A 21681-nucleotide genomic window follows, 5' to 3' on the forward strand; every position below is an offset into this window, starting at 1 on the left:
TCAGCAATTAGCCAAATGATTTTAAAGTTTTATTTAATTGAATTACGACTGTTTAACATTTGGTAGAGCAGCACCCCAGTAGCCACACTCGCATTAAGCGACTGGACATGGCCCACCATGGGCAGTGTTAGCATTTGGTCCATTTGCTCTTTTAATAAGCGAGCAATTCCCTTACCTTCATTACCAATTACCAGCACTGTTTTGCCTTTAGCATCCCACTTACGATAATCTGTCCCCTGCATATCTGTTCCAAACAACCAGTAACCGCGCTTTTTCAATAATTGACTTGTCTGTACTAGATTATTAACGCGGGCAACAGGAACATAATCAATTGCTCCTGTTGATGTCTTCGCTACCACTGAGGTTAAGCCTGTGGCGTGGCGCTTGGGAATAATAACCGCGTCAACGCCAGTCGCATCAGCTGACCGTAAAATCGACCCCAAATTATGAGGATCCTCAATTGAATCCAGCATTAACAAAAATGGCTCCTTACCTTGCTCATCAAATTGATCAAGGAGCTGGTCTAGTTCAGCATATTCAAAACTGGCAACCGTCAATACCAAACCTTGGTGATTGCCGCCTTGCACTAAACGATCCAGTTTGCTTTTAGGAACAGTTTGAACAATAATACCCTTCTTTTTAGCTAAACCATACACTTGATTAGCAAGACTTTCTTGCACACCTTGCTGTAAAAAGACCTTATTAATATGATCAGCATCCTGCGTTTTTAAATAATCTAAGCCCGCATGTCTACCAAAGACAAAATCTTTATCAGTTGAAGTCATAATTATCAATGCCACCTTCCTCTACTGCTTGAATACACCAGTTCGTCAATTCACGCACACGATCTTTTTGCCCCAATAAATCTAAGTAACCCCAAACGGCTTCAAAGCCAGTTGACAACTGATACGTGGCTAAACTGGTATTCTTAGCTTTAGTATGGGTCTTAGCATTGCGGCCACGCCGAAAAGTCGCTAACTCATCCTCAGTAAGCATCTGTTCATCCTGCATTTTAGTAATCAATGCAGCTTGTGCTTTAGCCGACACATAATGTGTTGCTTCACGCTGCAATACCTGCGGTTTTACAATGCCGCCTTTAATTAAATGCCGTCTAATAAATAGTTCGTAAACAGCATCCCCTAAATACGCCAATGTTTGTCCACTAAGCGTAGCAGGATTAATTTTTGTTTCTGTTAATTGTTTGATTTTAGTCACGTGTCCACCTTGTTCCTTGCGGCGTATCTTGAATTGTAATGCCCATATTCTTTAATTGATCGCGCAGCTCATCGCTCCTAGCCCAATCTTTATTCTGCCGTGCTTGGTCGCGTGCCTTGACTAATTCAGCAATCTGCGCATCATCATCTCCAGCCTGCTTAGCCGTCGTTAATTTAATCGTATCAATACCAAAAATACCGAGCCACTTAATTAAATAATCTTTTGCCTGCTGCAACGTCTTCTTGTCTACTTGAGCCGCATTCAGATTAGCGTTAAGTACCGACAATAAATCATAAATTGCTGCCAAAGCATTCTGCACGTTAAAGTCATCATCCATCGCTTGTTCAAATTTAACCTGTGTGTGCTTTAACGTCCGCTGTAAGTCTGCTGCCACTTTACTTGCAGTAGCATCATTTAAGCGGTAATCAAGATTAGTTAACGTATTCTTAAACCGTTGTAAAATAATCTCTGCCTGCTGTAAATTTTCTTGCGAATAATTTATCTGCTTACGATACTGCACGCTTGCCATGAAAAAGCGCAATACTTGTGGATCAACCGTTTTTAACAAATCATGAACCGTCACAAAGTTATGCAATGACTTAGACATCTTCTCTTGGTCACTGCCTACCGTCACAAAACCATTATGCATCCAATAATGAACAAACTTCTGTCCAGTAGCTGCCTCACTCTGCGCAATTTCATTTTCATGATGCGGAAATTCTAAATCTTGACCGCCGCCATGAATATCAATCGTCTTACCCAAATACTTGGTTGACATCACCGAACATTCAATATGCCAACCTGGACGCCCTAATCCCCATGGCGCTTGCCACGCAATTTCATCAGGTTGCTTTTGCTTCTTCCACAAGGCAAAGTCAATTGGGTCTTCCTTACGCTGCTGCTCTTCATCGTTAACATGCTCGGATGCGCCTTCCTCAAGTTCCGCAATATTTTGACTGCTTAATTCACCATAATGCTTGAACTTTTTAGCCCGGTAATAAACATCACCAGCAGCTTCATAAGCATAACCATTTTTGATTAATTGTTCAATAAATTCGATAATTTCAGGAATTTCATGAGTTGCTCTGGGGTGCTTAGTTGCCGGTTCCACATTTAACGCCGCCGTATCTTCAAGGTAAAACTTAATATAACGCTCAGCTAGTTCTGACACTGTAATGCCTTCAGCTTGCGCTTCATTAATCATTTTATCGTCAACATCCGTGAAGTTAGAGACATAATTCACCTTGTATCCGCGATATTCAAAGTAACGCCGAATTGTATCAAAGGCAATCACGCTGCGGGCATTACCAATGTGGATGTAATTATAAACCGTCGGCCCACAGACATACATCGAGATTTGTCCTTCAACTAATGGCTTAAATTCTTCTTTTCTTTTTGTCAAAGTATTATAAATTTTCACGGCTCAGCCTCTTTTCTGTAAATAGCTATTCCCATTTTAGCAGAATACGGCTAACTTGCTAACCTTCAAGTACAAACAGTTACAATTCCTTGTTCAATAATAGTTTGTTCATTAACGTTAGGCAATTGCTGTTGTTGCAAAAATTCTAGTAGATTAAATTCATTCTTCGATTTTTTAAACATTTTTTGCACTCCTATTATCATTTAATAATAAAACAATATTTTTTTGCTTCAATCACATTATTTTATTATATAATATCCTTATCAATACTAAAATTATATAGTATAACTAGCAAAAAGTGAGGTAAGTACCTAATGTTTGAAATTAAATTGACTAAAAAACAAATAATGCGGTTAATCGCAGTTTTACAAGTAATCATTGCTGGAGTTTATTATTACATTGATCGGCCAAACACCGATTCAATTAGTATTATTATCTACTTAATAATTGGTCTTTTATTCTTGGGCATATCTTTTTCCAAGCGTCTAACAGCTGGAAAAACCATCAAAAAAGCTGATATGACTAAAAATCAGAAATTTGAACAAAAACTTGAACTTTTTGCACTAGGACTAGCATTATTCTCAATAGTCATTAATTTTTCGGATTGGAGTTCCGAGCTATTTTTCATAGATTGCTGCCTAATGCAATTGCTGATGTCGCCAATGGCTGATAGAACAACAGCAAAATAATAAAAAGCGTATTATCTTCACCAGATAATACGTTTTTTATTGCTTTCTTTTAAGCAAACAACTTGGTCTTGCTGCATCATCAATCACTTTAGCAATAGTCTAATGTTTACGATGACGATATATCCAAATTCCCACTAAAAATCCAGTTCCTAATCCTAGCAAAGCACTGCCACCTACATCTTGACCTATATAAAATAATCCTGCACCAATCAGACTTAGAACAATTCCTAGTGCGATTTCGATATATTTACCTTTTTTACTAGTCAAAAATTTTTGCCAGCCATATTCCAGACCTAAGGATTGTGACTCATCAAAATTATTAATATCTATCAAGGCAAAACAAAGCATTAAGTAGCCTACCCAAGATGAAATTTTTATAATAGAATTTATACTCTTAATAATCATTATCCCTATACTTATGCCCAACACAATAACAGCAATTATCAATTTCTTCTTGACCTGCTTCAAATTACTAACAACTTCTCGCTTTTGCAGTGTTTCCCGCATCCCCGTATCTTCCTTCAATAATTCATCAAGTGAAAGCTGATAATAATCACTTAACTTAATCAAACTATTGATATCGGGGTAGGACTTTTCATTTTCCCAATTTGAAAGTGTCTGTCTGGTAATTGCAAATTCTTGCGCGACTTGTTCTTGCGTTAATTTTTTGTCTAGCCGTGCTTGTTTTAAATGTTCACCAAATTTCATCGCTTGCTCCTCCACTACATAATTAATTTTGCTTAACAATTAAATGAAATTCAAGCAAAATTTCTTTGCATGCTGGTCTAGCAAGGTTTTGGCAATTAAAAAGTTCTGCTATTGAACAGAATCTAAAAATACAAATTGGCAGCTTATATTGTTTAAGGAATAGATTCCCACTTAACTTTCATCATTTACTTTGCCAAAAACTATTTTTCTAACTTCTTCAGCTGATGCTATTCCTGTTGATTCATTTAACATTTTATGATCGATACATATTCTAAAAGCAAGCCAAACAAAACACACGACCCCGATAAAATATCGAAATCGTGTGTTAATAACATTACAATCTATTCCAATTCTTGCCATTCTTTTCGAGAAATTAAATACATCAATAATGGCAAAATCACAAAACCAAAGGCCACTGCTAAAATTGCATACCAATTAATACCAACCACTTGACCATTGACAATTGTACCGAATTGAACCCGCCAATTATATTCAACTAACATAAAAATCACAATCAGCACCGAAAAGACGGGTGCCACAACATCAGTCAAGAAATTCTTATTAGCTGGCAAAACTCTTTCTTTGGTATGTCCGCGATAAAACTGAATAACCGAAATCGGCACTACCGCAAACTCCAAAAATCTAACAATTGATCCCAAAGTAACTAAATTCGTCAATTCATATTGAAAAGCCATTGGAATCAAAGTCATGATTGCTGCCGAAATAAAAAACGTCCTAATTGGGAAGTTACGCTTTGTTCTCTTAGTCAACTTCGTTGATAATTGATGCTCGCGTGCCATCGCTTCTAAAAAACGTGGTGCACTAAAGCTATAAGCAAAATTAATGCCCAGCATTGAGATTAATGCCCCCGCCAAAATGATATTGTTTAACACCGGATTAGCAAAAATTGTTGCTAATGCTACTACCTGATCTGTTTTCATCAGTGCGTTCGGATTAAGCAGCATTGCCACTGCCAAAACGCCAATATATATAAAAGCAATCAAAATTACAGCCAAGGGAATGGCTCGTGGCAAGTTTTTTTCAGGTTCTTCCATATCCTCAGCACCAGAAGCTACTGCCTCAAAGCCCGAAAAGGCATACAGTGCCGAAATAACTGCCATCATAAATGTACTAATCGTCACTGTCGGAACAATAACTTTACCACCTTCGCGAATTCGGTCAACCGCGCTCAAATCATAATGGCCACCAGCAGTCATTAAAATAATAGCTCCAGCTACAATTAAAACAACTAATGATAAAGTTTTACAAATTGTTGATAAATTCATAACATATTTCGTTATTCTTTGTCCGAATAAATTAACGATTAAATTTAATAACATTAATAACAATAATCCAATGGTAATTGTCATAAAGCGATTGGGATTGCCACCCAAAATCGCAATAATTGCCTTCACGATCCCGACCGAGCTTGTGCACCACACGGCATCATTAGCAAAATAGCAGGTAACCCCAATATAAAAACCAAATTTATTACCAAATGCGGCCTTAGCGTAAGCATAGGAAGAGCCAGATTTATTAACATATTTTGATGCTGATGCAAATGGCAGTGCCAATACAGCTGCGAAAATTGCAGCTAATAGGTAAACGAGTAGTGACTTACTGCCCACCTGTCTAACTACCGTACCAGGTGTCAAAAAGATACCCGACCCAATAATTAAATTAATTGTTAAAAATACGATCGCCATAAACCCTAATTTATCGCTCGCTTGCTTGCGCTTATTCATTATTTTACCCCATTTCTTCAGTATATTGTTAATATTATATTAAATTATTAAAATTAAATCTAGTAAAATATAAAATTTTATAGTGATTATGATAAGCACATACAAAAAAAGCTGATTTACTTTTAAAGTATGTCAGCTTTTTTATTAAAAAATTATTACCTATAAACCGTTTTCGCTCATTTGCTTTAAGGTCAAATCAAGGTGCTCCAGCACTCTATTCTTGCCTAATAGTTCCATGGCTTCACCCACTCCAGGACCAACCATTGATCTAGTTGTCGCAATCCGGATTGGCATAAACAAGCGTCTACCTTTAATTCCAGTTTCACGCCGTGTTGCCTGCACTGCATTCATAATTTGTGGTGCTGTAAAGCGAGGAATTAAATTAATTTGCTTCTTAAATTCTTCAATTACTGGACGTGCTTCATCTTTGCGAATTTCAGCAATTTCTTCATCACTTAAATCCTTAGGTGCAGCGAAGAAAATTTTAGCCAAATCAACAATTTGCTTGGTGTAAGACATTTGCACTGAATAAATGTTAACCAGTTGCCGAACCCATTCCATCTTCTCTGGTGTTGGGTCTGCCTCAACTAAACCTGCTTCTTGTAAATTGTTCAACGCAAGATCCAGCAAGGTGTCACGATCTGCCTTTTTGATATATTGGTTGTTAATCCACTCCAACTTCTTTTGATCAAAAGTAGCTGGTGATTTTGACAGCCGTTCTGGATCAAATTGCTTGATCAATTCACGTTGGTTAAAGATTTCATTTTCGCCACCCGGTGACCAACCAAGCAAAGTAATAAAGTTGAACATTGCCTCAGGTAAGTAACCAAGATCACGATATTGCTCAATAAATTGCAAAACTGATTCATCACGCTTAGATAATTTCTTACCCGTATCAGCACTGATAATCAAAGTCATATGGCCGAACTTCGGTGGTTCCCAGCCAAGTGCTTGATAAACCGCTAATTGCTTAGGCGTATTAGAAATATGGTCATCCCCACGCAGAACGTGTGTAATCTCCATCAAGTGGTCATCAATAACAACCGCAAAGTTGTAAGTTGGCATTCCGTCGCGCTTTTGAATAACGAAGTCGCCGCCAATTGTATCAGATTCAAAGCTTAAGTGACCTTTAACGATATCATCCCAAGCATAAGTAACCATTTCTGGAATGTGAATCCGGACAACTGGAGTTAAGCCTTTAGCTTCGGCATCAGCTTGAGCTTGCTTGATTTCATCAGCAGTCATGCCCTCATACTCATAAGTATAATGCGGTGCAATGCCCATTGCCCGTTGTTCTTCACGTTGTTCTTCCAGCTCTTCCTCAGTTTTGTATGAGTAATAAGCTTTGCCTTCATCAATTAACTGCTTAATGTACTTATTATAAATATCTTTACGCTCTGACTGACGATAAGGACCATAGTCGCCGCCCTTATCTGGGCCTTCGTCCCAATCAATGCCCAGCCAGTGCAAGTTCTCCATTTGGGAACGAGCACCACCTTTGACATTACGCTTCAAGTCAGTGTCTTCAATTCGTAAAACTAGCGTTCCCTTAGTATGCCGCGCAAACAAATAATTAAAAAGTGCGGTCCGTGCGTTACCAATGTGTAAGTGTCCCGTTGGACTTGGGGCATATCTTACACGAATTTTTTGTTTTGCCAAAATTCATGCCTCTTTCAAAATAGTAAATTCAAACAATTTTAGTTTACCCGTAATAGCAAAAAAGTTCAATCTTTCCTAGCCCAAAACCAATTTTAAAGCCTGAGGAATACTTGCAACCGGAATTACTTCAATCCCTAAATTTTTTAAACTAGCCTGCATATTATGCCGCGGAATAAAAATCCGCTTAAAGCCGACTTTAGCTGCTTCCTTAATGCGTACCTCAATCTTATTGACACGGCGCACCTCGCCAGTTAAACCAACTTCACCAACAAAACAATCTGTTGGCAAAATTTCTTGATTTTTATAGCTTGATGCAATTGCCATCACTACTGCCAAGTCAACTGCCGGCTCATTCAACCGAATACCACCAGTTGCTGTCAAATAGACATCTTGGTTTTGCAGCATTAAATTGCCACGCTTTTCCAAAACTGCAAGTAACAAAGCAGCGCGGTTGTAATCAATCCCAGAAGTTGTCCTTTTAGCATAACCAAATGCCGTTGGAGTTACTAGCGCTTGAATTTCTGCTAATAACGGTCTTGTTCCTTCAAGTGAAACAACTACTGCTGAACCCGTTGACTTAGGTAATCGTTCATCTAAAAAAATCGCTGATGGATTAGTCACTTCCTGTAAACCTTCATTAACCATTTCGAACATTCCAATTTCATTGGCTGCACCGAACCGGTTTTTGACAGAATGCAGAATTCGATAAGCATGATGCTCATCACCTTCAAAATAAAGTACCGTATCCACCATATGCTCTAAAATTTTAGGGCCAGCAATCGTCCCCTCCTTAGTCACATGACCAATGACAAAGACCGTAATCGCATCCATCTTCGCGATTTTCATTAATTCACTAGTAACTTCGCGCACCTGCGAAGCCGAACCGGTCATGGAATCTAAACTTGGTTCATTCATCGTTTGAATTGAATCAATTACGACAAAATCGGGCTGTACTTCATTAATTTGCGTACGAATATCTTCCATATCAGTTTCAGGAAAAAGCAACATGTTACTTGCTCCTAACCCCAGCCGATTAGCACGCAATTTAATCTGATTAGCCGATTCTTCTCCTGAAACGTATAGCACCTTGTAATCTTTAGCCAGATTACTCATAATTTGCAACATCAAGGTCGATTTACCAATCCCCGGATCGCCCCCAATTAATACCAGTGACCCGGGAACAATTCCGCCGCCAAGCACACGATTTAATTCCGCAGAATCAGTCTGAATTCGTTCCTCCTTTTCTGCCTTAACACTATTCAACTTAACTGGTTCATTAACACCAGTTTTCTTAATTAACCTGCTAGGACTCGCTTTGCTTGATCGTGCCGCCACTTGCTCAGTTTCTTTTTCAAATTGGTTCCAAGCACCACAATTGGGACAGCGACCCAAGTAACTAGCCGAAATATAGCCACATGAGCGACATTTATACTTAGTCTTAATTTTTGCCATTTAAATTCCTTTCTCATTGGTTGAGCCAAAACCATTAGTGCGTTGCCGCCCAACAGGCAAATCATTGTCCGTCTTTAAGTATCGCACAAAAATTCCCTGTCCAATCCGATCACCTTTGTGAATTTGCAGCGGCCGCACACCATAATTAATGACCTGCATAAAAATTTCGCCCTCGTTATTGGGATTATTGTAATAATCAGAGTCAATTACTCCGATGCCATTCGGCAGACTCAAATTACGCTTAAAAGTATTAGATGATCGGTTAGCCAATAACAATACCTCATCATTAGGCATGTAGGCTTTAATTCCCGTTGGAATTAATAATGGCTGCAAAATCTGATCTGCTAGTTGGTAATCAAGTTCATACAAGTGATGACCATTTCTAATTAAGCGAAAAATCCGGACAAAATTTAGCCGCCAAATACTTGGAATAATCATATCCTTAGCTGCTTCTATATCATAGCCAGCGCTGGCAATCGTTTGCCGCCGCGGCAAATTAATATTTTTATTTTCATAACTCGATACAATCTCAAAACCCCGTGTTTTATTCATTATCTACTCCCTTTAAACTCTGCAAAACTATTTTACAATAGATTGCAGGCTTTAATTAAAATCTTCTATAATAAATACGAAAAAAGATAAATTTATTTTATAAGGAACTAATTATGTTTAATGCAACTGATCCCCACCAATTTTTCAAGTTTTATGATGATAATAATATTTTAACTTGTAGCTGGACAATGGATAAAATTGAGCGCAAGGATGGCACTGTCTGGGTCATGAACCACTTTTTTATTAATCCAAGTGCAAACAGTAAGCAAATTTTAGCAGAGCAAATGCCCATCGCCTTAAAAATTGCTCATGAATCACACTTGCCAATTTGGCCACTTGACCCACTAGTGATTGACTATTTCAGTCAACATCCCGAATTTAACAAAATTTGGTACCACAAGCCAATTGAGTCATAGACGTTACCGCTGTTATAGGCTAAAATATGAGTTAAACAAATTATCAAGGAGGAGCTAATTTTATGACAAAAGAAATCACAACCGATGCTATTAATAACTATACCCAAGACCTTGCTAAGCATGCTGGTATCAACATTGCCAGTCATGCTGCACAAGAAAATGGCATTTACAAGGCTAGTCAAAATACCCAAACTAAAATTGACCTCGACCCAACTTTCTCAATTGAAATTGACACAGGTAAGCCAGCTGATCAAAAGCAATCAGGTCGCTGCTGGATGTTCTCAGCTTTGAATACCATGCGCCACCCACTTCAAAAGGAATATAAGGTCAAGGACTTTGAATTATCCCAAAACTTTACTAATTTCTGGGATAAGTTCGAAAAATCTAACTGGTTCTTCGAAAACGTTATTGCCACAGCTGAACAGCCACTGGGCGATCGCAAAGTGGCATTCTTATTTGCTACCCCACAACAAGACGGTGGTCAATGGGACATGCTTTGCGGCCTTATCCAAAAGTACGGTATCGTGCCTAAGACAGTTTATCCAGAAACTGCCAATGCTACAAATTCAAGTGCATTAAACGACACCCTAAATACTTTATTGCGTAAAGACGGATTAGAATTACGCGAACTAGTTAATGACGGTAAATCAAACGCTGACGTTGAAAACCGCAAAAATGAAATGTTAAACGATGTTTTCCGCATTTTAGCTGTTTCACTCGGTGTGCCACCTACCAAGTTTGACTTTGAATATAAAGACGATGATGGTAATTATCACCGTGATGCTGCTATTACACCAAAGGAATTCTTTGACAAATATGTCGGCATGAACCTCGAAGACCATGTTTCAACTATTAATTCACCAACCAGTGATAAACCATACCACAAGGTTTTCTCCGTTGAATACCTTGGCAATGTTGTCGGTGGTCGCCAAGTCCGTCACCTGAACTTGAAGATTGCGGAAATGAAAGAATTAATCATTAAACAATTAAAGGCGGGCGAAGTTGTCTGGTTTGGCTCCAATGTTGGTAAGGATTCTGAACGGCAACTCGGCTTGTTGGACACCAATATTTACAAGCGTGACGAATTGTTTGATGTTGATTTTTCAATGTCCAAAGCCGACATGCTTGATTCTGGTGAAAGCATGATGGATCACGCCATGGTCATTACTGGTGTTGACCTTGTAAATGGTAAGCCAACCAAGTGGAAGATTGAAAATTCATGGGGAGTTAAACCTGGTTTTAAAGGTTACTTCGTTATGAGCGATTCTTGGTTTGATTCTTTTGTTTACCAAGCTGTTATCAACAAGAAGTTTTTACCTGATGACCTTAAAAAGGCTTTTGATGAAGGTAGCAAGAAACCAATTCAATTATTGCCTTGGGATCCAATGGGGGCTTTAGCTTTTAAATAAATAATGTAAGCAAAAAAGCATTACTTTTCAGTAACGCTTTTTTATTTTTCAGTAATTGTAACTATATCGTTATTAACCATCACTACCCCATGATTACTAATTGTCTTCAATGGCAGTTTGGTAGAATACTTTGCAAAAATTTGTTGCGACTTGCGCTTAAATGGAAAACTTAAATAATGTGGTAAAACATAAAAATCAACTAACTTCAGGGCATGATAATTCGGTAAATCGGGGGCCTTCTTGGTACTGTCCATTAAACTAAGATAGCCAATATCTGGGGCTGCAATGGCTGCGCCAGCTGATTCACCAATATATAGTTTGCCTGCATTAACTTCATTAACAAGCAGCTGGTCCGCACCTGTTCTTCTTAATTCCTGCAACAAGTAAAAGGTATTCCCACCAGAAATATAAATCACATCTGCAGCCTGTAAACCAGCCTTTATTGCCGCAGTAGAAGCAGTCGCCACGTCTAAAACATTAACTTGCATGCCTAAACGATTTACTAACAATTTAGTTTCTGAACGCACCATTGTCTGATGCCCTCTTTCAACATTGCTCGCTGTTGGAATATATGCGACTCTCTTACCATGTAGATCGCCGGCAAATTTAGGTAACAAATCACAAACATTGTTTAGCATTGATACCAAAAATAATTTCACCATTATTAAGTGCCCTCACAAATTTATTGGTAATCACTAAGATCGATTACCTGATCATATTGTTTTAATTCGTCTTTTTCATAATGATGGATAACCTCAACAAAAGTCAAGTTTGAATCAAGTAAATACTAGTGAATTTTATTGGACGTTGCCCGATCAAGTGAAGCATTAATTTCATCCAGTAATAAAATCGGCTGTTCATGATGACTAAGTGGTCATTTTTATGTATTAAAAAACGTTGAACTTATTCAACGTTTACTTAATAATTTTCAATTCAAACCAACACTCTCAGCAAAACGCATAAAAGCCTCGTGGCCAACTTGAGTCTGTTTAAAGACACCCGCGTCAGCAAGCACCCTAGCAAAAACTTTGCCTAACTCTAATTGCAAGATTGCATCAACATTGGCTGCTGTAATCTTATTTTGTGCCGCAATCTGCTCAGCCCATGGTAAATGCATCGTCGCAATATTATTCTCTTCGTCCAGCAGAAACTTACGCACTTCTTGCAACTCTGGCTCAAGCCGCGGCGGCAAAATCGCCAATCCCATCACTTCAATGAGGCCAATATTTTCCTTCTTAATGTGCTGAACATCTTGATGAGGATGAAAAATACCGTCAGGATATTTACTTGAGGTTTGGTTATCGCGTAATACTAAGTTGAGCTCCAACTGGTCACCATGCGTGCAGGCAATTGGCGTAATTGTATGGTGTGGCGTATTATTCGTAAAGGCTCGCACCCCAACTTCCTCGTCACTATACTGTCGCCACGCCTGCAAAATTTTATTTGCCAGAGCAACTAATTGTTTTTTGTTTTGGCTGCGTAAACGAATTACCGACATGGGCCACTTTACAATTCCAGCTTCTACATCAGCAAAGCCGGCAAAATTAAGTTTTGTTATTACCTTGGCCTTCATCATTGCAAAATTATGACGCCCACCTTGGTAATGCTCATGTGTAAGTATCGACCCACCAACGATTGGCAGATCAGCATTACTACCAGCAAAATATCCCGGAAATTGTTCAATAATATTCAGTAGCCGAATAAATGTTTTTTCCGAGATTTTCATTCCCTCGTGCTTAGAAGAAAGAAAAATGCAATGCTCATTAAAATACGCATAAGGTGAATATTGAAAGCCCCACTTCTCATCGCCAATCTTAAATCGAATAATCCGATGGTTACTGCGGGCAGGATAATTATTACGTCCCAAATAGCCCTCATTTTCCATACACAATTGACACAAAGGATATCCAGTTGCTTTTACTTTCTTAGCTGCCGCAATTGCCCGCGGATCCTTTTCCGGCTTAGACAAATTAATTGTAATTTCTAAATCACCGTAGTTACTGGGTGTGACAAAATAAATGTTTTTGGCAATTGCCCTTGTCTTAATATAATCACTAGTCTTACTTAACTGATAAAAATCAGCAATTGCTTCTTCTGGCTTTTCTTGATATGTCTGCCAAAATTGTCGATTAACAATACTGGGACATGGCACCAGTAAATTCATCAATTGCGCACCTAAAATATCTTGCTCATTGAGAGTAGGTCCACAATTACCATTTTTAACAGCAGCAGCAACCAATTCATCCTTTAAGTCAATTAAGACCGTACTCGTTGTTACCGCAGAACGTGCCTCATCTCCTACTAATGCCAATACTTGATTAGTTAAATAAATCCGATCCAGTTCTGTATCATCACTTGCAGCAATTACTTGTGTAACAAATTGCTCAACTAAATTTGTTTGTGTCATTTTTACATCCCTACCACTAAATTAGTTTAAGACCTTAGCACCATCGGATGTTTCCGCAAGATAAAATGACGGCTTATAACCAATTACTCGCTCATACTTAGCACCAACATTTTGCTCAAAAGCTGCTACATGTTTCTTATTAACAAGTGCGATTGCACAACCGCCAAAACCAGCTCCTGTCATTCTTGCACCTAAGACTCCTGTCTGCTGCCATGCCGCATGAACCAAAGTATCCAATTCTTTGCCTGTAACCTGATAATCATTTTGTAAAGACACGTGTGAAGCATTAATTAACCGACCAAACTGTGCCAGATCACTTTTTTGCAAAGCTTGCTCGGCGAGCAATGTCCGCTCATTTTCCCAAACAGCATGACGCGCTCTCTTAAGAAGCGTTTCCGAAGATAAGAGTGAGCTATACTGATCCAAAGTTCTACTGTCAAGTTCACCCAAAGAATTAATCTTTAATTCTTTTTGTAAATTGCGGAGTGCATGCTCGCACTCACTTCGGCGCTCATTATATTTGGAATCGGCTAGTTCACGACGCTTATTAGTGTTCATAATGACAATTACATTATCTTGAAGATTAAGTGGCACCATATTGTATGCCAAAGTATTAGTATCAAGCAAAATTGCCTGATCTTTCTTACTCATCGCCACTGCAAATTGGTCCATAATTCCGGAATTTACACCAATAAAGTTATTTTCAGTTGCTACACCCATCTTAACAAGATCAAGCGCACTAAAATTAAGTTTAAACTGATCGTTCAATATCACACCAATTAACATTTCTAGAGCGGCTGATGAGGATAGTCCCGCACCATCAGGAATATTGCCATCAATATAAATATTTAAGCCATGTGAAATTTGGGCATTTTTAGCCAGTAAAAAGTACAGCATTCCCTTAGCATAATTAGTCCATGAATCTGACTTAACAAACTGTAAGTCAGCAAGTCCAACTTCAATTATCCCTAATTTTGCAAAATTACTAGAGTAAAAACGAAACTTTTGATCATTACGGGAACTAACAGCACCATAAATTCCCAAAGTAATTGCACACGGAAACACATGACCGCCATTATAGTCAGTGTGCTCGCCAATCAAATTAATTCTACCTGGTGAAAAATAATACCCACTAGGATCTTCATGATATATTTTTGTAAACTTTGCTTTTAATTCTTCTTTTTTCATTTTATTTATATCCATCTTCATAAAAAAGCGCTATCATAAATATTTATACTTAAATTGTACTATTTTTTATGATTCCGGCAAATTCAAATTAAAAAAATCCAAAGGTGCCCAATTACTCAATCGTAATATCACCAGTTGAGGACTTAACTTTAAGTACTGTCTTACTGTGAGCAGCTTTTTTAGTAAGATGATCATCAATATCCTTACCAAAATACTCAATATCGCCAGTGTCAACTGACAAATGATACGTCATCTTTTTGTTAGCATTATCCAAAGTAAAATCCCCGGTATCTAATGAAAATGAATTATTACCTAATAAACGCGATGTAGAAATATCCACATCCCCAGTATCAGCATCGCTAGCAACATTAGCAATCTGACTAGCAGCAATCTCAATATCCCCAGTATCAGTCGACAAATTGTTGCTTTCTGACTTTATCTTTTTAAGGTCAATATCACCAGTATCAGAATCAACAGCTAACTTTTGCAACTGTAAATTATTTAACTCAAAGTCACTTGTACTTGTTTGCGCAGCAATTTTAGTAAGTGAATTTTTGCGTGGAACTGTTATTTCAATCCGATATTTAGCGATGAGCTGTTTCCCATTAATCGTTATCTTGCCAATGCCAAATAAATGGTTGTGTGACTGTTCGTGCTGGCTAACCACTAATTCATCATTCTTAACCTGCACATTAATCCTGTTTTTCCGATTATCAATAATCTTGACTTGATATTTATTACCTTGCTGAATACTCACATCAGCTACATCAACATCTACTTTGACTTTAGTGAATTTTTGCGGATAAACTATTCTGGTTTTTGTTGGCTGATTATTTACGGCACTTGAATTACTTGCTTGATACCCAACATAAGTAATGCCTCCTATCAGTACCACAATTAAGCAAATTACTAATGTAATTATTACTTTTTTATTTTTCTTCATTTTTACAACTTTCTCTTTCTAATAGATTACTAGTATTATAATACACTATAATCATAACGTTTTTAAGTCAATTAACTAATTGTTTTTTCACAAAAAAAGACGTCACACCTTAAGTGTAACGTCTAGTAGTTTTACCAAATATGAAGCAATCGATCAGCTTGCAATTTACTCAAATTAAATTGATGTACATGTTGTGGTCTACTTTGTGGTACTTTCATAACAAAGTCCGCCAAATTAACTAATCCGGTTGAATATGTCCAAATACCTTTAACTTTTTTAATCGGATCTAGCAATTCGTTTCTAATCGGATAAGCCGAAATTAAGAAATGCTTATGGTGAAACTTAAACACAAAATATGGTAAATAAAATTTATCAACGATCTCCTCTTCTGTCTTACCAATCGTGATCACATTACGATAAGTGCCATACTTTTCTGTAAATCGATTATTAAAAGAAAAATAAAAATTCGAAATATGCACATGAGGAAAATCTTCCTCCTTAACTTGATCAGGAATCGCAATCACGTGCGCAAAATGATCTAAATTGCTTTCCTTTTGCGATAATGCTTTTGCCATTTGACTGGGATTAATCACATGCGCCCATTCAGGCACGCGCCAATTATCCTTATAAGTTAAATACATTTCTCGCACAACATCAGGCTTAACCCAATCATACTGGCGCCGCACTTCATTACGATTTAGCAAATTATGCAAATTCTTATGGTACATCAGATCTACAACGAATAATTCGTAGCGATAACGATCAACCCACAACTTATAATGTTCTATACTTTCTGAAACAACATGAGTACTGTCAACAATTACAGTTTCACCGCGTTTCATTTTTTCTTCAACAAGGTAATCAACTAGCCGCTCTGTCTGCTCATTTGCATAACGTGGAATCACTTGATGCAAATAATCGGTTTCTTCTTCATAATAATAGGTTAAGTTCGCCAATAATAATCTAATCTGATCACGACTAATCGTGTATGGTTGTAAGTGATGACGAGCAATAAATGAAGATTTACCGGAGCCGGGTGCGCCTCGTAACAAAAATATTTTACGCATACCTTTTACTCCAAACTAATAATGTAAAATTTAAATAGTATCGTAATAAATTTTAACATACATCTGGTAAATTCCTTAGTCCGAACTAAAAGCAATTCTAAAAATTAACGCAAAATTTTTTTATTACTAATCCGTAGCTGTTGATCAAACGTATAAATAATCGGTTCTGCATTGGGAACCTCTAATTTTACAATATCATGATTATTAATTTGTTCTAGCTTTTTAATTAAAGCCCGCAAGCTTGAACCATGAGCAACGATTAGTTGATCTTCGCCCTTAATCAGCCTACTAGCAACTTCATTATGATAATAAGGGAGTAGTCGCTGCTGCGTCTGAAACAGGCTTTCAGCAAGCGGCAAGCAGTGTAAATCAAAACTAGCATATCGTCGATCATTAACCGGCTTTCCCTCTGGTGGCACCGAATAAAAACCTCGCCGCCATTCAAGAACCTGCTCTTTACCAAAAATTTGTCGGGACAAATCCTTATTAATTCCCCGCAGTTTACCATAATGACGCTCATTTAGCCGCCAAGTTTTGGTAATCGGAACCGCTAAAAAATGGCCTACATCAGCGATAATATTAGCTGTGACAATTGCTCTTGACAGAACTGATGTATGAATATGTGTGGGATAAAAATCTGAGATGCACTTAATCAATTCACCAGCATGACGTGCCTGCTGCTGGCCTTTTTCTGTTAGCGGGACATCATTCCATCCCGTATAAACATTTGCTGAGTTAGCTGTACTTTCACCGTGTCTAACTAATACTAGCTTGACCATTCTTATCGCATCCAATGCATAATTAACAAAACCAGCCCTCCAATTGTAAAAATAACTCCTAGAATCATAAAGGCTTTAATTCCACCATGATGTGCTTGCTGCCGGCGATTAAAGGCATATGCCAAATCATACAAACCAACAATTAAAACAATAATTGCCGTAAAAATACTAACTCTCATCTTAAATTCCTCTAATTTTCATGATCATGTCCCGGTACAATCATATCATCATTTTTGCCGCGTTCACATTCAGCTTGAAAATTAATATGATTTATCCCTAATTGCTGCAATTTTTGACCAATCTGCTGTGTTAATTGTTCAAACTCTCCGGCAGTAAGTCGCGCATCAACATTGACATGAGCATCAAGCATAATATAGTCGTCACTATAACGCCATAAATGAACATGATGAATATTTTTGATAGCTGGAAAAGACAGGACAATTTGATTAACTTGATCCAAATCAATATCTGGATTAGATTCCATTAAAATATTAGCTGCTTTTTTCGTGATTTGGTATGCTTCACGCAAAACAAAGACAGAAACAAGTATCGTCATCAACGGATCTACCCAAGTTATCTGCCAAAAATAAATTAGCACTGCCCCAATCACAACTGCAATGCTTGATAAAGCATCGCTAAGCATATGTATAAAAGTTGACCGTACATTTAAATTATTATGGGCATCCCTCTGCATCGCCAACATCGAAATAAAGTTAGCTGCTAGACCGATAACAGCTACAACCAACATAATTCCACCTTTAACTTGACTAGGCTGCCAAAAACGCTCAATTGCTTCAACAAATAATGCCAAACTAATCAAAATTAAAATCAAGCCATTAGCAAAAGCCGCTAATGTTTCTGCACGCTCATAACCAAAAGTTTTATACCGATTGCGGCTGCGTTGACTGATTAAGTGAGCTACAAACGAAATAATAATTGCCCCCACATCACTCAAATTATGCACAGCATCTGATAACAATGCCAGCGACCCAGATACAAAGCCACCAACGAATTCAGCGATTGTAATACCAATATTTAATAGCGTCACATAAAAATAACGCTTAGTCGTGCGATCTTTCATTTTCTGCTTTCCTCTCGCTACTTAGTGTAACAAAAAAGTCTTACTGCTCCCAGTAAGACCTACATCTTTTCTGCACTAACATTATAATCAACAATTTCAAACTTTCCGTTATCATGAAGAATACCACGAGTAACACTACCGTTATCTGGAAAAATGATATCGTGCAAGCCATCGCTTTGATTCCAATATTTAATTCCTAGTGTCTTAATAAAATCACCATGTGACACTAGAAGAACACGGTTTTCATGTTTAGTCAACGTGGCTAAAACTTTAACCGCACGCACCATCCGTGCGTCTAATTCATCCTTATTTTCAGCTAAATGGCGTGGATCGGCCTTCTTAGTCGCTTCCCGAAACTCATAAATTCCAACTTGGTTGATAATTTTACTGACATTGTTTTCATGACCGATACCAGCTGCTAGAGCAACCTGTTCCCAAGTATCTTCAACATCATCACCTTCAAAAGAACCAAAAAAGACTTCCCGAAACTCTGGCAACTTTTTAATTTTACCAATTTCTGACACTTGATTAGCGTCCTTCATCAAGTGGACAGTATCAATTGCTCGCTTTAAATCAGAGGAATACATATTATCAAAGTGCACCTGTCTTAGAGCTTGTGCTGTTCTTTTTAAATCATTGATTCCCTTAATAGTTAGCGGCGAGTCGCACCAGCCCTGAACCTTATTCAGCTGGTTAAACATCGTCTCACCGTGACGAACCAAATAAACTTCTGTACTCAAATTGCATGCTCCTTTCTTAAGATAAATTGTTTTATACTATAACATATATGCCTTATAAAAGAAATATCCTGCTTGAATAAATGCTAATGCAGCAATAAAAACACGTACAGCCTTAGCTGGAACCTTACGTAAAATATCCATTCCCAAATAACCGCCGATAAACATACCGATAGCAAGTGGAATTGACTGTAACCAATAAATATGTGAAGTAAAGGCAAAGACAATTAAAGCTACAAAATTAGCCAAACCACAAATTACGTTTTTAATGGCATTCACCACAATAAATTTTTCATCTGTAATATATGTTAATAATACCAAGACAATTACTCCACCAGCAGCACCAAAGTAGCCAGTATAGATACCCATTACTAGCAGTGCAGCAATATAAAAAAGTTCTTGCCATAATGGCGTTTTGTGTGGCTCCAAGTTATGATGTTTGCCAGAAATAATCACCATAATTCCTGAACCAGCAATAAAAAATGGCACTAATTTTTCAAAGACACGCGACGGGAATGATAACAGTAAAAAGCACCCGAACAACGAACCCACAACGGTAAAAATCGCATAAAAACCTACCTGCTTCCAATGACCTTTTAATTCCTTAGTTGAAGAAATTGTCGAGCCGATTCCTGTCCAAATTAACGCAGCATCATTAGTTACATTAGCATAAACTGGCGGAATACCAACCGCTAGTAAAACTGGATAAGACGCAAGCGAAGCCATTGAAGCAACCGAGGACAGTAGGCCTCCTGCAATACCACCAATAAAAATAAAAATCAGCTTCCAAATTCCCGTCATAAATTTAACCCCTTTTTTGCACTATTATCTATTATAATGCAAGTAGTAACAAATTAAAGAAGGTAAATTAACAGTGACAAAGTTTGAAACCCTAATTTTTATTCCTGAAGGCAGTTTACTGAACGAAAAAGTAGCAGAAAGAAATGCCCTAAGACAAACACTACTTGCACTAGACCGTGAGTTTGGTCCGGCTGAACGAATCAAATACACCAACTTACAAGCACAAGTTAAATTTTTGAAGCAGGATGAACGCATTGATTTAATTTTACAGACTTTCTGTGCCGCAGAACTAGCAGAAGCTCACATTATTTTTACGCAAAAAATGGCCCAACAAAAACAACTAATTAAAGACGCGATTCCAGTTTTAGATCAAATTCAAAATAAGCTTAATTTAATCTTAGTAGCCAAAGAAGCCAAAAGTGTTCTAACAACGCGGACTGCTGAAAGTGAACTGCTGAATTATTTTTCAACCATTTACTTTAAAGAAGACTTAACTGCAGCTTTTCCCAGCAAAAATGTCTTTATGCCAATTTTTCATGAACGTCCCGAACTTAATCCAGCTACCAGCCTCGTCATCGGTACCAGCTTAGTCGAAGAAATCCAAGCTGCCGAAAATGCCAATTTACAGTCACTCTGGCTGGCACCTAAAAAAGTAAAAATTCCGATTACTCCACACCCAACACTACATCTTAACCAACTTAGTGATTTATTATTTTACCTTAAACTGAGCTAGTATATAATAAAGAAAAAAGATTGTGAGGTTAATTATGACAAAAGTTGCAGTAGTCTTCGCTGACGGATGCGAAGAAGTTGAAGGTTTAAGCATTATTGATGTTTTGCGACGCTTAAACGTGACGGCCGATATGGTCGGCTTAACTCAGATTGAGGTAAGTGGTGACCACCACATCAAACTAACATGTGATAAGGTAGTTGACGATAGTTTACTTGATTATGATTTGGTTGCCTTCCCTGGTGGTAAAATTGGCGCTGAAAACTTGCGTGACAACGCTAAATTGCGTTCATTAATGGTTAAACGGCACAAAAACGGTCAATGGGATGCAGCAATGTGCGCTGCACCAATTGCTTTGGCTCGTTATGGTATTTTAAATGATGCCAATTACACCTGCTACCCCGGTTTTGACCAACAAACTAAAAAAGATGCTCCAACTGGTCACTTTAAAGAGCAAATTACGGTAACTGACAAGCAACATAAAGTACTTACCAGTCGCGGACCTGCAACTGCTTGGGCCTTTGCTTATGCCATTGCAGAAGCAGTAGGTATCGATACTGCAGCACTTAAAGAGGGCATGCTTTATAATTACTTAGCTGACAATATTCAAGCTAGTTTATAACGAAGTCGCCATTTTATCATTCTAAAAAATACGCCTATTAAAGCAAATTCGCTTCAATAGA

The 21681-nt window shown here is 37.8% G+C and carries 23 protein-coding genes and 1 pseudogene; 5 read left to right on the forward strand and 19 right to left on the reverse strand.

Annotated elements, in window-relative coordinates; translation table 11 throughout:
* Positions 1 to 29 precede the first annotated feature (29 nt).
* The 3 genes from rlmB to cysS are packed head-to-tail and all read right to left on the reverse strand — an operon-like array spanning position 30 to position 2635.
* The gene (gene rlmB, locus OZY43_RS06170) at positions 30 to 785 is read right to left on the reverse strand and encodes a 23S rRNA (guanosine(2251)-2'-O)-methyltransferase RlmB (protein WP_277164187.1); all 756 of its coding nucleotides are present in this window, start codon (positions 783 to 785) and stop codon (positions 30 to 32) included.
* Entirely contained in the window at positions 772 to 1215 is a 444-nt protein-coding gene (locus OZY43_RS06175) for a Mini-ribonuclease 3 (RefSeq protein ID WP_277164188.1), read from the reverse strand. Before OZY43_RS06175 ends, rlmB begins: the two co-directional genes overlap by 14 nt.
* On the reverse strand, positions 1208 to 2635 hold the full coding sequence (gene cysS, locus OZY43_RS06180) for a cysteine--tRNA ligase (RefSeq protein ID WP_277164189.1): 1428 nt from the start codon (positions 2633 to 2635) through the stop codon (positions 1208 to 1210). Before cysS ends, OZY43_RS06175 begins: the two co-directional genes overlap by 8 nt.
* 314 nt (positions 2636 to 2949) lie before the next feature.
* On the opposite strand from cysS, the gene OZY43_RS06185 reads away from it, so the two are divergent.
* Positions 2950 to 3324: a hypothetical protein gene (locus OZY43_RS06185; protein WP_277164190.1), complete on the forward strand. Its 375-nt coding sequence runs from the start codon at positions 2950 to 2952 to the stop codon at positions 3322 to 3324.
* 99 nt (positions 3325 to 3423) lie between these two features.
* On the opposite strand, the gene OZY43_RS06190 is transcribed toward OZY43_RS06185, so the two are convergent.
* From OZY43_RS06190 to OZY43_RS06210, 5 genes are all read right to left on the reverse strand, one after another.
* Positions 3424 to 4032: a helix-turn-helix transcriptional regulator gene (locus OZY43_RS06190; RefSeq protein ID WP_277164191.1), complete on the reverse strand. Its 609-nt coding sequence runs from the start codon at positions 4030 to 4032 to the stop codon at positions 3424 to 3426.
* Positions 4033 to 4373: 341 nt separating this feature from the next.
* A complete protein-coding gene (locus OZY43_RS06195; RefSeq protein WP_277164192.1) occupies positions 4374 to 5777 on the reverse strand; it encodes an APC family permease in 1404 nt (467 codons plus the stop codon).
* 159 nt (positions 5778 to 5936) lie between these two features.
* Positions 5937 to 7436, reverse strand: a complete 1500-nt coding sequence (gene gltX, locus OZY43_RS06200) for a glutamate--tRNA ligase (RefSeq protein WP_277164193.1) — start codon at positions 7434 to 7436, stop codon at positions 5937 to 5939.
* 75 nt (positions 7437 to 7511) lie between these two features.
* Positions 7512 to 8888, reverse strand: a complete 1377-nt coding sequence (gene radA / locus OZY43_RS06205; RefSeq protein WP_277164194.1) for a DNA repair protein RadA — start codon at positions 8886 to 8888, stop codon at positions 7512 to 7514.
* A complete protein-coding gene (locus tag OZY43_RS06210) occupies positions 8889 to 9440 on the reverse strand; it encodes a dUTP diphosphatase (RefSeq protein WP_277164195.1) in 552 nt (183 codons plus the stop codon).
* A 113-nt stretch (positions 9441 to 9553) separates the two neighbouring features.
* Here OZY43_RS06210 and OZY43_RS06215 point away from each other — a divergent pair, with 113 nt between their 5' ends.
* Both OZY43_RS06215 and pepC read left to right on the forward strand, forming a co-directional pair.
* Entirely contained in the window at positions 9554 to 9856 is a 303-nt protein-coding gene (locus OZY43_RS06215; RefSeq protein WP_277164196.1) for a hypothetical protein, read from the forward strand.
* A gap of 62 nt (positions 9857 to 9918) precedes the next feature.
* A complete protein-coding gene (pepC, locus tag OZY43_RS06220) occupies positions 9919 to 11265 on the forward strand; it encodes an aminopeptidase C (protein WP_277164197.1) in 1347 nt (448 codons plus the stop codon).
* A gap of 41 nt (positions 11266 to 11306) precedes the next feature.
* Here pepC and OZY43_RS06225 read toward each other — a convergent pair whose 3' ends face one another.
* From OZY43_RS06225 to OZY43_RS06275, 11 genes and pseudogenes are all read right to left on the reverse strand, one after another.
* Entirely contained in the window at positions 11307 to 11927 is a 621-nt protein-coding gene (locus OZY43_RS06225) for a Type 1 glutamine amidotransferase-like domain-containing protein (protein ID WP_277164198.1), read from the reverse strand.
* Between the two features lie 20 nt (positions 11928 to 11947).
* A pseudogene (locus tag OZY43_RS06230) lies at positions 11948 to 12124 on the reverse strand (ABC transporter ATP-binding protein); the annotation flags it as partial.
* Positions 12125 to 12193: 69 nt separating this feature from the next.
* A complete protein-coding gene (gene galT, locus OZY43_RS06235; RefSeq protein WP_277164199.1) occupies positions 12194 to 13672 on the reverse strand; it encodes a UDP-glucose--hexose-1-phosphate uridylyltransferase in 1479 nt (492 codons plus the stop codon).
* A 21-nt stretch (positions 13673 to 13693) separates the two neighbouring features.
* Positions 13694 to 14860 (reverse strand): galactokinase, encoded by a 1167-nt coding sequence (locus OZY43_RS06240; RefSeq protein ID WP_277164200.1) that lies wholly within the window; start codon positions 14858 to 14860, stop codon positions 13694 to 13696.
* A gap of 112 nt (positions 14861 to 14972) precedes the next feature.
* Positions 14973 to 15803 (reverse strand): DUF4097 family beta strand repeat-containing protein, encoded by an 831-nt coding sequence (locus OZY43_RS06245; protein ID WP_277164201.1) that lies wholly within the window; start codon positions 15801 to 15803, stop codon positions 14973 to 14975.
* Between the two features lie 131 nt (positions 15804 to 15934).
* Positions 15935 to 16870 carry an AAA family ATPase gene (locus tag OZY43_RS06250; RefSeq protein WP_277164202.1) on the reverse strand — a complete coding sequence of 312 codons (936 nt, stop codon included), beginning with the start codon at positions 16868 to 16870 and terminating at the stop codon, positions 15935 to 15937.
* Positions 16871 to 16974: 104 nt separating this feature from the next.
* Positions 16975 to 17649, reverse strand: a complete 675-nt coding sequence (locus tag OZY43_RS06255) for a 2,3-diphosphoglycerate-dependent phosphoglycerate mutase (RefSeq protein WP_277164203.1) — start codon at positions 17647 to 17649, stop codon at positions 16975 to 16977.
* Between the two features lie 2 nt (positions 17650 to 17651).
* Entirely contained in the window at positions 17652 to 17828 is a 177-nt protein-coding gene (locus tag OZY43_RS06260) for a hypothetical protein (protein ID WP_277164204.1), read from the reverse strand.
* Positions 17829 to 17839: 11 nt separating this feature from the next.
* On the reverse strand, positions 17840 to 18730 hold the full coding sequence (locus OZY43_RS06265) for a cation diffusion facilitator family transporter (RefSeq protein ID WP_277164205.1): 891 nt from the start codon (positions 18728 to 18730) through the stop codon (positions 17840 to 17842).
* A 59-nt stretch (positions 18731 to 18789) separates the two neighbouring features.
* Positions 18790 to 19470 carry a histidine phosphatase family protein gene (locus OZY43_RS06270; RefSeq protein ID WP_277164206.1) on the reverse strand — a complete coding sequence of 227 codons (681 nt, stop codon included), beginning with the start codon at positions 19468 to 19470 and terminating at the stop codon, positions 18790 to 18792.
* A gap of 36 nt (positions 19471 to 19506) precedes the next feature.
* The gene (locus OZY43_RS06275) at positions 19507 to 20268 is read right to left on the reverse strand and encodes a sulfite exporter TauE/SafE family protein (RefSeq protein ID WP_277164207.1); all 762 of its coding nucleotides are present in this window, start codon (positions 20266 to 20268) and stop codon (positions 19507 to 19509) included.
* 73 nt (positions 20269 to 20341) lie between these two features.
* Here OZY43_RS06275 and OZY43_RS06280 point away from each other — a divergent pair, with 73 nt between their 5' ends.
* Together OZY43_RS06280 and OZY43_RS06285 are read left to right on the forward strand one after the other, a co-directional pair.
* Positions 20342 to 21001: an HAD hydrolase-like protein gene (locus OZY43_RS06280; RefSeq protein ID WP_277164208.1), complete on the forward strand. Its 660-nt coding sequence runs from the start codon at positions 20342 to 20344 to the stop codon at positions 20999 to 21001.
* Positions 21002 to 21035: 34 nt separating this feature from the next.
* A complete protein-coding gene (locus OZY43_RS06285) occupies positions 21036 to 21620 on the forward strand; it encodes a DJ-1 family glyoxalase III (protein WP_277164209.1) in 585 nt (194 codons plus the stop codon).
* Positions 21621 to 21681 lie beyond the last annotated feature (61 nt).

Origin of the sequence: Lactobacillus sp. ESL0785 (genome assembly GCF_029395455.1) — a bacterium.
Classification (GTDB): Bacteria; Bacillota; Bacilli; order Lactobacillales; family Lactobacillaceae; genus Lactobacillus.